This window comes from Streptomyces sp. S4.7 (assembly GCF_010384365.1).
Taxonomy (GTDB): domain Bacteria; phylum Actinomycetota; class Actinomycetes; order Streptomycetales; family Streptomycetaceae; genus Streptomyces.
Map to the genome: position 1 here is coordinate 2735494 of NZ_CP048397.1, position 12107 is coordinate 2747600.

A 12107-nucleotide genomic window follows, 5' to 3' on the forward strand; every position below is an offset into this window, starting at 1 on the left:
GCCTCCGTATTCCGCGATGCGGAAAGTGATCTCTCACGGCTGGGAGGCATGATCGTGTGCACGACAAGCAAGGTCAATGGCCCGTGCAGGATCCGTCACCGAAAGCCGGAGAAGGAGGCGGCGGTGCGGCCGGGGAGCGGCCGGAGGTGACCGGGAGGTCAGGAATCGGGGGAACGCAGCACCCGCAGATGCCCGCGGCGCCCGGCTTCCGTCTGATCCGCCCCGCGCGGCCCCTTCACACCGGGTCCGGCCACTCTCTCCGGAGGGCGCGCCGCCTCGCGGACGGCGTTCGCCAGAGCTTCGAGATCGTCACCGCTGGGCCGGGCCGGTGCCGAACCGTCCGTGAGCCGGACGACCTCCCACCCGCGCGGCGCGGTCAGTCTCTCGCTGTGTTCGGCGCACAGGTCGTAGCAGTGGGGCTCGGCATGCGTGGCGAGCGGGCCGAGGACCGCGGTCGAATCGGCATAGACGTACGTCAGTGTCGCGACGGCGGAACGGCCGCACGCGGTGCGCGAACAGCGACGTACAGGGCTCACGATGTTGGACGGTACCGCACTCTTGAGCGGGCCGCGACGACTCCGCCTCACGTCACTCCGCCGTGTCGTGACAGGGAATTCGCCCCGCCCGGCACGTACACAACTGCCCTGACCTGCACGGAAAGATGAGCAACCGGTCGATTACCATCGGTGATTCAGTCATCACTTGGGGCAAATCCCGTCATTGAAGGCGAGGGCCACGATCCGGCCGACGTAGCGAAACGAGCCCAAGCTTGGCCGGAATGCTCAATTTGCGACATGCCGTCCGGTGGCCCGGCAGGCCGTCGCGGCATGCCGAATGAGAGCTACCCTGCGTCAGTGATGGACAGTCCCGTACCGCCGAACCCGACCGAGCCGAGACCGCGCCGCCGTGACCGCCACGGACGCGGGATGCGCGGGCCCGTCGCCCCTCCGCAGGTCCCACTCTCGGCGAGCCGCTCGGATTCGTTCCGCGATCTCGTACAGGACTCCGTGGAGCGGTTGGAGCGGCGCTGGCCCCAGCTGGCGGAGATCGATTTCCTCGTCATCGACGTCCCCGACGTCGAGGGCGATTCGGTACCACTCGGCCGCTCGGTCCCCGAGGGCAAGAACCGGCCCGCGCACATCGTGGTGTACCGGCGGCCCGTCGAGATCCGTACGAAGAACCGCGAGGAGCGCGCCATGCTCGTCCACGAGGTGGTGGTCGAGCAGGTCGCCGAACTGCTGGGGCTCGCACCGGAATCCGTCGATCCGCGGTACGGCCAGGACTGACCGCGAGGGCCCCCGCGGTCCCGTCCCCGGCCTCACTTCAGTACGGAGAGGCCATCCTTACGTCACTTCAGTACGGAGAGGTCTTCCTTCGTCGCCGGCACGGACACCATGCCCCGGTCGTCCGGCATCGTCTGCACCGTGAACATCGGTACGCCGTCCTGGGTCAGCGCCAGCGTGCGCGCCGCGTGGACCGGGCCGCCCGACTCGGGCTCCACCGTCAGCGCGTACGAGCCCTTGAGGCCCTGCGGCACCGGCGGCGTGACGGCCTGGGTCGTGCCGCCCTTGACCGTGTAGGTCTTGACGACCTGCTCGCCTCCCCCGCTGCCCGCCGAGGCCGTGACCTTCACCTTGCCGGTGCCGTCCGGCGCGGCCAGTGACAGCGTCGAGCCCTTGGCACGGTTGTCGGCGGCCGTGGCGCGCTCCGTCACCGGGCCGGTCGCCGGGATGAAGGCGACCTCCTGGTCGGTGCCCTTGCCCCGTACGACGCGCAGCGCGGCGACCACCGGGGTCTCGCCGGCGCCCTCCGCCGGGCCCAGCAGCACCGAGCCGGCCTCGCCCTTGGTGACGTCCCCCAGGTCGAGCGAGGCCGTCATGCCCGACTTGACGTTCAGTGTCTCGGCGGCGGTGGCCGGGACGATCGTGCCGCTCTTGCCGGCCAGCCGCACCTTCAGTTCGGCGTCGTCCTCACCGGGTGCGAAGACCACCAGTCGTACGGAGGTGGCGTCCGAGGGGATTCCGGGGAGCACCACGCTCGGGGCCGGATCGGCGGAGGCGGCAAGCCAGTCGCCGCCGAGCTTCTCGTCGGCGGCGTTCACCACGGCGCCCACGCGGCCCGTGCGGGTGCTGACGTGGACGGTGACGTCCGGCTGGGCCTCTGAGGTGAGGGTCGACAGCAGGACGGGGACGCTGGAGCGCGCCGGTACCGGAATGCCCTCGCCCGTATCGGACTTGAGCGTGCCTTCCTTGCCGTAGAGCGCGACGTCGGCGACGGCCGCCGTGTCGTCCGGGTTGGTGAGGTGGACGTAGTCCTGGCGCGCCTTGTCCGTGGAGGCACCGGGGAACCAGAAGTCGGTGTCGGGCGGGGTGCAGGTCGTACCGAACAGTCCGCGTCCGTCGCCGCCCGTGACCGTGGTGGTCTGCTGGGTGGTCCAGCCGGGCGCGAGACGGCCGGTGGCCGTGCCGACGAGTGCGGGGGCGTCCGAGGTGTTCTTCGTCCCGGAGACGGGCTTGCCGGGCTCCTTGACGGCCAGGAACGGTTTGACCTCGGCGTCCGCCGCGGGCTCCTTCGCCTTGTCGTCCTCGGCCGTGTCGCCCGTCTGCTCCCCGTCCTTCTCGTCGTCCTGCTCGTCCTTCTTCTCGTCGTCGGCGGCCACGTCGTCCAAGGGCGCGGCGGAGGGCGCCAGTTCGGCCGCGCCGCCCGTGCCCGCGCCGTCCGTCCCGGCCGGTGTGAAAGAGGTGTACGCCGTCTCGGCCAGCTCCGACGTGCTGGGCGCGGGGCAGAGCAGGCTGCTGCGCTCCACGGGGAGCCGCGCGGGCGACTTCGCCGTCGCCGTCGTGTCGGCGCTGTCGGGCGCGCTGACCGCGGCGAAGCCGGTGACCGCGGCGAGTGCGGTGGCGGCCGCGATGAGGGAGAGGGTCGTGCGGTTCACTTGTTGCTGCTCCCGTCGGGACGCTGCTCGTTCTCATTGCCGTCGGTGTAAGGCGGTTGAGGCGCGGTGTAGGGCTGCTGCCCCTCGGCGTACGGCTGTTGGACGACGTATCCGTACTGGTCGTACTGGACCGGCGCCTGCTGCTGGTACTGGTCCGCCGGATACTGCTGGTACTGCTGGTATCCGTCGGCGTCGTACTGAGGAGCGCCCTCGTACTGCTGCGTCCCGTCGTACTGCTGCCCGCCCTGATGGGGGGCGCCTTCGTACTGCTGCTGTTCGTCCTGCCCGCCCTGGTACTGCTGTTCGTTCGTGTACGAGCCGTAGTCCGCGCCCTGGTGGGACGACCGGCCGTCCCACTCCCCGTACGACTGCTGCTGCGGAACAGCCGCGGCGGCGTACGGGGCCTCCGCCGGGGGCGGCGGGACGGTCGTCACGCTGTCGTCGCCACCACTGTCGGCTCCTTCCGCGGTCTCCGCCTCCGCCTGGGCCGCGGCCCGCAGCCTGCGCGCCCGGCGGCCCTCACCGGAGACGGGCTGTGCGGGCACATCGGCCCGCTCGTCGGGCAGGTCGTCGTCGATCTCCCGGCGCCGGCCCGGCAGGGCGAGCACGAGCAGTACGACGCCGAGCGCGGCCTGCGCCCAGACCCACGCGGTGTGGGCGAACGAGTCCTCGTAGGTGAGGTCGAGCCTGCCGCCCTCGGCGGGGAGCTCGAAGCCCTGCGCCCAGCCGTCGACGGTCGTCTTCTCGAGGAGGCGGCCGTCGAGCGTGGCCTGCCAGCCCTCGGCGGCCCGGTCGGCGATCCGCAGCACACGTCCGGCCTTGCCGGCCGGGATGTCGGTGTGCGCCTCGACCGTGGACGATCCGACGGGCAGCGGCTCGGCGTCGCTCTCGCCCTCGACGATCGTGGCCCGCGAGATCTGACGGTCGACGCGCCACAGCGCACTGCCGTCGAGCTGGCTGAGCCGGCTCAGGCCCGGGGTGGCGTCGAGCACGCGCGACATCTGCGCCGGGGCGCCGTCCCGGACGAGGACGTAGCGGATCGCGAAGCCGCTGAGCTGGTCGGTCTGGTCGGCGCCGGAGCCCGCGACCAGACGGCCGACGACCTTGTCGAGCCCGGGGTCGCTGCCGCCGGACTCGGTCAGCTCGGCGTCGCCGAGCCGGCCGCCGGAGCCGCGCACGAGCGAGTACGAGACCTCCGCGGGCGACGTACCACCGAGGATCAGTGTGCGCGGCTGGTCACGGGTGATGCTCTCCTCGGCGACGAACGCCGGTACCTGCACCGGGTCGCGCAGCTCCAGCGGGCCCGACGCGCCACTGAGCATCCAGCCGCCCGCGGCGAGCAGCGGGGCCGCCCCGGCCGCGACGGCGATGAGCGCGGCGACGGGCTGGCGCCAGCCGAAGCTCTGGCTCGCGACGCGTTCCCTGGCGCCGTCGGCGCCGAGGACGGCGGCCGCGATGAGCGCGAGGCCGTACAGGAGCGTGGCGGGGCCGGCCCAGCCGGAGTTGTTCGCGAGAACGGCGAAGACCAGCGCCACCAGGGCGGTCACCCAGGCCGCGCGCACGGCGAACTGCCGCTCGCCGCGCAGCAGCGCGGCCAGCGCCGCCAGGACGACGCCGATCAGCAGCACCCCGCCCGCGGCCTTGGGGCCGCCGGGGCTCATGCCGAGCAGATCGAGCGCGGTCGCCTGTCCGGTACCGAACTCCAGCCCCGCCTCATGGAAGAGGTTGGACGGTGACGTCAGCAGCGAGAGCGACCAGGGGGCCAGGACGAGCAGCGGGGTGCCGACCACGGCCAGCAGGCGCAGCCCGTACGCCACGATGTCGTCGCGGCGCAGGGCCAGGACGGCGAGGCCGAGGACGAGCGCGATCGGCCAGACGATCGGGGTGAACGCCATCGCGAGGGTGAGCAGGAAGGTGTACGCCCAGGTGGCGCGCCAGCTCCCTCGTGCGGCGCCGGTGGCGCCTTCCTTCGGCTCGGCGCGGATCCCGTACGCGGCGACGGCCGCCCGCGCGATCAGCGGCAGCAGGACGGCCAGCACGGCCGTGCCGAGCCGTCCGGTGGCCAGGGCGCCGGTGGCGGCGGGCAGGAAGGCGTACGCGACGCTCGCCCAGGCCCGCAGCAGCTTCGATTCGACGAGCGGCCGGGAGGCGAAGTACGCGGTGACTCCGGCCAGCGGCACGGAGCAGACGAGGAGCAGGGTCAGCGCGAAGCCGGTCGATCCGAGGAACAGCGCCGACAGGGCCGCGAGGACCGCGAGGTAGGGCGGCGCGGTCTGGGTGCCGCCCGTGCCGACGGGGTGCCAGCCGTCGGCGTAACGGGACCAGAGGCCCGCCACGTCCGGCGGCGCGGGCAGCAGCGCGCCGCCCGCGAGGGCGCCGCCGCCGAGCAGGGCCCGGCAGGCGACGAGTGAGACGACGAGCAGTACGGCGAAGAGGACGGGGCCCGGCTTGTGCGCGAGGCGCTTCAGCCTGGCGAACTGCTCGATCTCCAGAAAGTCCGCGTCGTCCCCGCCGGGGCCCGACTCCACCGCGCCGTGGCGTGAGCCACCGGCTTCGGTCTCAGAGCCGCCACCGAGGCTTCCAGCTACTTGCTCGACCGTTGCCCGGACGGTGGCGCCGGGTGGCGGGAAAAGCGCGCGGAGTTCACTTGCCTCGACGACGCCTTTGCCGCGTCGTTTTCGCGCGCCGATGATTCTGCCGGGCCGCAGGAGCGTGCCGGACAGGCCCATGACCTCGTCGACGGCCTGTCCCGGCGCCTTGCCCACCAAGTAGGCGACGGTGCGCAGGAGTGTGCCGACGACGAGTCGCAGTAGTACGTAGGGCAGGACGGCGCCGCGCGAGTTGACGAGCATCGTGTAGACGGCGCCGGCCTTGTCGACCCGGTGCGGGTTGACGACGGAGCGGCCCGCGCAGTCGACGGTGCGGCGCTCGCGTGCTGCGGCCTCGGCGTGCCTGAGGACGGCGTCGGGCGCGACGAGCACCCGGTGTCCCGCGGCGTGCGCGCGCCAGCACAGGTCCACGTCGTCGCGCATCAGCGGGAGTCTGCGGTCGAAGCCGCCGAGCTCCTCCCACACGTCCCGGCGGATGAGCATGCCCGCGCTGGAGACGGAGAGGACGGTGCGGACCTGGTCGTGCTGGCCCTGGTCCTGTTCGCGCCGGTCCAGCCCGGTCCAGCGGCGCCCGCTGTTGGCGATGGAGACACCGACCTCCAGGAGCTGCTTGCGGTCGTACCAGCCGCGCAGCTTGGGGCCGACGATCGCGGCGTGCGAGTCGGTGTCGACGACGCGCAGCAGTTCGGCGAGGGCGTCGGGCTCGGGCGCGCAGTCGTCGTGGAGCAGCCACAGCCACTGCACGGGCTCGCCGTGGGGCAGGTCGGGCATGTCGTACGCCTCGTCGTGCCAGGTTCTGGTGACGGGGTCCCAGCCGCTCGGCCGTTTCAGATACGGCAGGTCGTCGGGTGTCAGCGCGCCGGCGGTGCGGACCGCCTCCTCGACGGCCGTACCGAAGCTGGTGCGGCGGGCGAGGTGGACGACGCGGTCCGGGCCGAGCGATTCGGTGAGCAGCGTGGCCGATTCGTCGGCGCTGCCGGTGTCGGCGGCGATGACGTTCTGTACGGGGCGTTCCTGGCCGATCAGCCCGGTGAGGGCGTCGGGGAGCCAGCGGGCACCGTCGTGGGAGACGAGCACGGCGGTGACGACGTGCCGCGGGTACTCCGGTGCGGTGGCTGAATCGAACGCGGCTGTGGTGGCGGACATCGAGGTAGGGGCCCTCCGGCCGGGGGGTCGCCCCGACGGGGCGTTGGGGCGTCTCGGACGGGGCCCCACACTAACGGTACGAACAAGCACCGGATCGCCGAGCGCCTGGACAAAGCGGACGACGCGGGAGACAGCGCCGGGCCGGGCGGCGCGTGCCGGTCACGACAACGGTCCGCCGCCTGCGAAGAGGACGCAGATGACGGACCGTTCGGAGATCGCCTCGCGAGGTCTCGCGCGGGCTATCGCGCTGGGCGCGTGCGGAGATTGGCTGGAACTGTTCAAACCGCGGCCTTCTTGAGACGCCTGCGTTCGCGCTCGGAGAGACCGCCCCAGATACCGAACCTCTCGTCGTTGGCGAGGGCGTACTCCAGGCATTCGGAGCGGACCTCACAGGCGAGACAGACCTTCTTCGCCTCCCGGGTGGAGCCGCCCTTCTCGGGGAAGAAGGACTCGGGATCGGTCTGGGCGCACAACGCGCGCTCCTGCCAGCCGAGTTCCTCGTCCGCGTCCTCGACCAGCAGTTGTTCGAACAGCTCGGTCATGTGCGCCCCTCGTCTGTCTTTACGTCCCCGTGCTTGCGGCCGCTACCGTTTTCGGCCGAACGACACGAGTGAAATTACAAGTGTGCGGATACGAGCCAGTCAAGCCGAGATCTGCTATTGGTCCCGGTATTCACTCTGCGGAACCAAGGCTATGCGGAAAGTGTTCAAATCACCAAAAACCTGACACATGCCACCGGCCTGTGCGCATCCACTCCTCCCCGAGGGAGACGTCGGGAGCCGTGTCGATGTTGCGATCCAGCCACCGAAGCGATTCGAATCACAGTCCGGTCACGAGAGTGCGACGGTGTTTGCGAGCCCGGCTGCAGCGCCATGTCTCCCCGTCAGCGACCGCACAAACCTTTCCGCTGACTCAGCAACCGGATGAGGTGAAAGATTGCCGCCAAATCGGTCATTGAGTTGACAAGTGGGAACCGTTCCCGCCACCTTTGAATGCATGCCGGTCACCTCAGCGACGCACGCGACCCACACCCGTGGATTCCGCTCTGCTGTCCAGGCCCGCTGTTGCTGTTCCTGCTGTCCGTGCTGTTGAGCCACTGAAGCTCCGGCCGTACGTCTCCTTCCCCACCCTTTTTCGCGCACTTGCCCCGCGCCCCCCACGCACGCCTTCTGCCGAGGAACCTCCACACCCATGAACAGCGACAGCGACCTTCAGATCGCAGGCGATCTCCTTGAGGTGCCGCACCTCCTCCAGCCCGCCCGTGAGCACCCCGCCACCGTGGCCGAATTCGCCGGTCTGGCCCGTACCATCGCCGCCGACCGCGCGCGGTGGGCCGTACTCGTCGAGTACGACGCGGCCAGCCGCTGGTACCACCGGCTGGGCACCGGTCCCGGCTACGAGGTGTGGCTGCTCTCCTGGGTGCCCGGCCAGCGCAGCGGACTGCACGACCACGGCCGCTCCTCGGGCGTACTGACCCTCCTCGAAGGCGAACTGACGGAGCGTACGCGGACGGCCGGCCGCAGACTCCTGGGCGGCGCGCAGCGGGTCTTCGCCCCCGGATACGTCCACGAGGTGGTCAACGATTCGCTCGAACCGGCCGTGAGTCTGCACATCTACTACCCGGGTCTGACCGAGATGCCGATGCACTCCGCCCGGTGCGCCCCGGCGGCCCAGGATGTCGTACCCGCCTGACAAACTGCACGGCATGCGCATTGTGGTTCTGGCCGGCGGTATCGGCGGTGCCCGTTTCCTGCGTGGCCTCAAACAGGCCGCGCCGGACGCGGACATCACGGTGATCGGCAACACCGGTGACGACATCCATCTGTTCGGGCTGAAGGTCTGTCCGGACCTCGACACGGTGATGTACACCCTCGGGGGTGGCATCAATGAGGAGCAGGGCTGGGGACGTTCCGACGAGACGTTCCAGGTCAAGGCGGAGCTTGCGGCGTACGGCGTGGGGCCCGAGTGGTTCGGCCTCGGCGACCGCGACTTCGCCACCCATATCGTCCGTACACAGATGCTCGGCGCCGGTTACCCCTTGAGCGCGGTGACCGAGGCGCTCTGCGCGCGCTGGAAGCCGGGAGTCCGGCTGCTGCCGATGTCCGACGACCGCGTCGAGACGCATGTCGCGATCGATGTGCCGGACAGTCCCACGGGCGAGCGCAAGGCCGTGCACTTCCAGGAGTACTGGGTGAAGATGCGGGCCTCTGTGGAAGCGCACGCGGTCGTGCCCGTCGGCGCCGACCAGGCGAAGCCGGCGCCCGGTGTGCTGGAGGCGGTCGCCCAGGCCGACGTCATCCTCTTCCCGCCGTCCAACCCCGTCGTCAGCATCGGCACGATCCTGGCCGTGCCGGGGATCCGCGAGGCGATCGCCGACGCCGGGGTGCCTGTCGTCGGGCTCTCGCCCATCGTCGGGGACGCGCCGGTGCGCGGGATGGCCGACAAGGTCCTCGCGGCGATCGGCGTCGAGTCGACGGCCACCGCCGTGGCGCAGCACTACGGCTCGGGGCTGCTGGACGGCTGGCTGGTCGACACCGTGGACGCGGCATCCGTCGCCGAGATCGAGGGCGCGGGGATCCGCAGCCGGGCCGTACCACTGATGATGACCGATCTGGACGCGACGGCCGCGATGGCGCGTGAGGCGCTGGCGCTGGCCGAGGAGGTGCGGGCATGACGACGCCCGACGGAAGCGGAAGCGAAGACGGGCGCGAAGGCTCAGGAGTCGAGGCGGGGGCGCGCGCCGACGCGGGCGTCCTGTCCTACAGCGTGCGGGCGCTCGACGGTCTGCCCGAGGTCCGCGCGGGCGACGACATCGCGAAGCTCGTCGTCGCGGCGGGACCGGGTCTGGCCGACGGGGACATCCTCCTCGTCACCTCGAAGATCGTGTCCAAGGCCGAGGGCAGGATCGTCGAGGCGCAAGACCGTGAGCCGGCGATAGACGCCGAGACCGTCCGCGTCGTGGCGCGGCGCGGACCGCTGCGGATCGTGGAGAACCGGCAGGGTCTGGTGATGGCCGCGGCCGGCGTCGACGCGTCCAACACCCCACCGGGGACTGTGCTGTTGCTGCCCGAGGACTCCGACGCCTCGGCCCGTGCGATCCGGGAGGGGCTGCGGGACGCGCTGGGCGTGGACGTCGGCGTGATCGTCACGGACACCTTCGGCCGGCCGTGGCGCAACGGGCTGACGGACGTCGCGATCGGCGCGGCGGGAGTGCGGGTCCTGGACGACCTGCGCGGCGGTAGGGACGCGCACGGCAATCCGCTGGGCGCGACGGTCGTCGCTCTCGCCGACGAGCTGGCCGCCGCGGGCGACCTGGTGAAGGGCAAGGCCGCCGGGCTGCCGGTGGCGGTCGTGACCGGCCTCGGGCGGCTGGTGGGCGACCCGGCGGACGGCGAATCGGCGGACGGCGCACGGGCGATGGTGCGGGTCGCGGCCGACGACATGTTCCGGCTCGGGACGTCCGAGGCGGTACGGGAAGCGGTCACCCAGCGCCGTACGGTCCGGGAGTTCACCGACGAGCCGGTCGACGCGGGCGCGGTCCGCCGCGCGGTCGCCGCGGCCGTGACGGCCCCGGCGCCGCATCACACGACGCCGTGGCGGTTCGTCCTGCTGGAGTCGCCCGAGTCGCGTCTGCGGCTCGTCGACGCGATGCGGGACGCGTGGATCGCGGACCTGCGACGCGACGGCAAGTCGGAGGAGTCGGTCGCCAAACGCGTACGGCGCGGGAACGTGCTGCGCGACGCGCCGTATCTGGTGGTGCCGTGTCTGGTGGCGGACGGCGCGCACACGTACGGGGACGCGCGGCGCGACACGGCGGAGCGCGAGATGTTCGTGGTCGCGACGGGCGCCGGTGTGCAGAACTTCCTGGTGGCGCTGGCCGGGGAGCGGCTCGGCTCCGCGTGGGTGTCCTCCACGATGTTCTGCCGCGACGTCGTACGGGACGTGCTCGAACTGCCCGCGAACTGGGACCCGATGGGCGCGGTGGCGGTCGGTCACGCGGCGGTACCGCCGAAGAGCCGGCCGGGGCGGGCGCCGGAGGACTTCATCGAGGTGCGGTGAGCCAAGGGGTGTCTTCCCGATCCGGCCCGCTCGGAAAGACACCCCTGGGGTGTGCCCGGAATGTCCCGCCCGGCCCACGACGCCCGGCACGGTGCCTCTCCCCCCGTAGCCCCCGCGGGGGCACGGGAGGTGCCCCCGGCGTTGTTCGGAGTCGGCGAGTACGGCCGATTCATCCACCACACCGGTCCTCCGCCTCGCGATGCACCGCGCCGTCCGCCGCGGGCCCCGCCCCTCCAGGCGGACGGCGCTACATTCCGGACGCCCCCTAGAGGTGGGCGATCCTGCCGACGGGCATGCGTGGGGCGCGGCGTGGTGGTGTGCGGCCGCTGAGGAGGATGAGCCGTACGGCGCGGTGGCGCTGCCCGGCGTACGGCTCAAGCAGTTCGAGCATCCCGGCGTCGTCGGTGTCGGGGCGGCCGGCGAGCGCGTAGCCGACGATGCCCGGCAGATGGAGGTCGCCGACGGTGACGGCGTCCGGGGCGCCGTTCGACCGCTGAAGGACCTCGGCGGCGGTCCACGGCCCGATGCCGGGGATCAACTGGAGCCGGACGGCGGCGGGTTCGGGCTCCATGCCGACGGCCTCCTCCAGCCGGCGGGCGACGCGGGCGGCACGTACGACGGTGTCGGAGCGTTTGGCGTCGACACCGGCCTTGTGCCACTCCCACGACGGGATCATGGTCCACGCGCGGGCGTCGGGCATGACGTACATCCGGCTGTCGCGACGGCCGTCGGGCGGGTCGCCGTACGGGCCGGGGGCGGGCTCGCCGTACTTGCGCACGAGATGGCGCCAGGAGCGGTTCGCCTCGATCGTCGTGACCTTCTGCTCCAGGATCGACGGGATCAGCGACTCCAGGACGAGGCCGGTACGGCACAGGCGCAGGCCGGGGCGGCGGCGCCGGGCCGCGGCGAGGAGTCTGTGGCGCGGAACGAAGGCGGCGGGATCGTCGGAGGCGCCGAGCATCTCGGGCAGCCGCTCCAGCAGCCAGTCCGCGCCCGGGCCCCATGCCTCGGCGTGCACGGTGCCGTCGCCTGCCGCCCTCACCCGCAGGGTGCCGGGCCCGGCGGGCGTCCGGGTGGCGCGGACGGCGGAGCCGTCGGGCGCGGTACGGAAGGTGGGGTCGGCGGGGCCGCGGCGCAGGGGGCCGAGGACGAGGCCCAGTTCGAACGCGTCACCCGGCGGGGTCCAGGTCCGGGTCCTGGCGCGGGTGGCGCCGGTCCCGGTGCCGTCTCCGCGGGTGCTCGGTCCGGGGGCGGGGACGGGGCCGGTGGGGGTGCGAGGGGCGAAGCGGCCTGCCACGGGGAGGGTCCTTGGGGTCGGGGTCTGTGACGAGGGTAGGCGGTCCGCCAGCGGGGCCTCT

At 72.1% G+C, this 12107-nt stretch carries 9 protein-coding genes; 4 read left to right on the plus strand and 5 right to left on the minus strand.

The genetic code is table 11. The annotated features are described in order from the left end of the window. Positions 1-158 precede the first annotated feature (158 nt). Positions 159-587, minus strand: coding sequence for a DUF3499 domain-containing protein (locus SSPS47_RS11940; RefSeq protein WP_164250876.1), 429 nt, complete (start codon positions 585-587; stop codon positions 159-161). A gap of 270 nt (positions 588-857) precedes the next feature. Here SSPS47_RS11940 and SSPS47_RS11945 point away from each other — a divergent pair, with 270 nt between their 5' ends. Then, the gene (locus SSPS47_RS11945) at positions 858-1286 is read left to right on the plus strand and encodes a metallopeptidase family protein (protein ID WP_147878856.1); all 429 of its coding nucleotides are present in this window, start codon (positions 858-860) and stop codon (positions 1284-1286) included. Between the two features lie 62 nt (positions 1287-1348). Here the strand turns inward: SSPS47_RS11945 and SSPS47_RS11950 are convergent, their stop codons facing one another. The 3 genes from SSPS47_RS11950 to SSPS47_RS11960 form a co-directional block, all read right to left on the minus strand. Continuing rightward, a complete protein-coding gene (locus SSPS47_RS11950) occupies positions 1349-2935 on the minus strand; it encodes a DUF5719 family protein (RefSeq protein WP_164250878.1) in 1587 nt (528 codons plus the stop codon). Then, entirely contained in the window at positions 2932-6690 is a 3759-nt protein-coding gene (locus SSPS47_RS11955; protein WP_164250880.1) for a glycosyltransferase, read from the minus strand. Before SSPS47_RS11955 ends, SSPS47_RS11950 begins: the two co-directional genes overlap by 4 nt. A 278-nt stretch (positions 6691-6968) precedes the next feature. After that, the gene (locus tag SSPS47_RS11960; protein ID WP_023541320.1) at positions 6969-7232 is read right to left on the minus strand and encodes a WhiB family transcriptional regulator; all 264 of its coding nucleotides are present in this window, start codon (positions 7230-7232) and stop codon (positions 6969-6971) included. A gap of 649 nt (positions 7233-7881) precedes the next feature. On the opposite strand from SSPS47_RS11960, the gene SSPS47_RS11970 reads away from it, so the two are divergent. From SSPS47_RS11970 to SSPS47_RS11980, 3 genes are read left to right on the plus strand one after another with little or no spacing between them, the layout of a single operon-like run. Further along, positions 7882-8382 carry a cysteine dioxygenase family protein gene (locus SSPS47_RS11970; RefSeq protein WP_164250882.1) on the plus strand — a complete coding sequence of 167 codons (501 nt, stop codon included), beginning with the start codon at positions 7882-7884 and terminating at the stop codon, positions 8380-8382. 13 nt (positions 8383-8395) lie between these two features. Next, positions 8396-9364 carry a 2-phospho-L-lactate transferase gene (gene cofD / locus SSPS47_RS11975; RefSeq protein WP_147878860.1) on the plus strand — a complete coding sequence of 323 codons (969 nt, stop codon included), beginning with the start codon at positions 8396-8398 and terminating at the stop codon, positions 9362-9364. After that, a complete protein-coding gene (locus SSPS47_RS11980; protein WP_164250884.1) occupies positions 9361-10749 on the plus strand; it encodes a coenzyme F420-0:L-glutamate ligase in 1389 nt (462 codons plus the stop codon). Before cofD ends, SSPS47_RS11980 begins: the two co-directional genes overlap by 4 nt. Positions 10750-11014: 265 nt before the next feature. On the opposite strand, the gene SSPS47_RS11985 is transcribed toward SSPS47_RS11980, so the two are convergent. Beyond that, positions 11015-11908: a DNA-3-methyladenine glycosylase 2 family protein gene (locus SSPS47_RS11985; RefSeq protein WP_239065250.1), complete on the minus strand. Its 894-nt coding sequence runs from the start codon at positions 11906-11908 to the stop codon at positions 11015-11017. Positions 11909-12107: the final 199 nt, after the last annotated feature.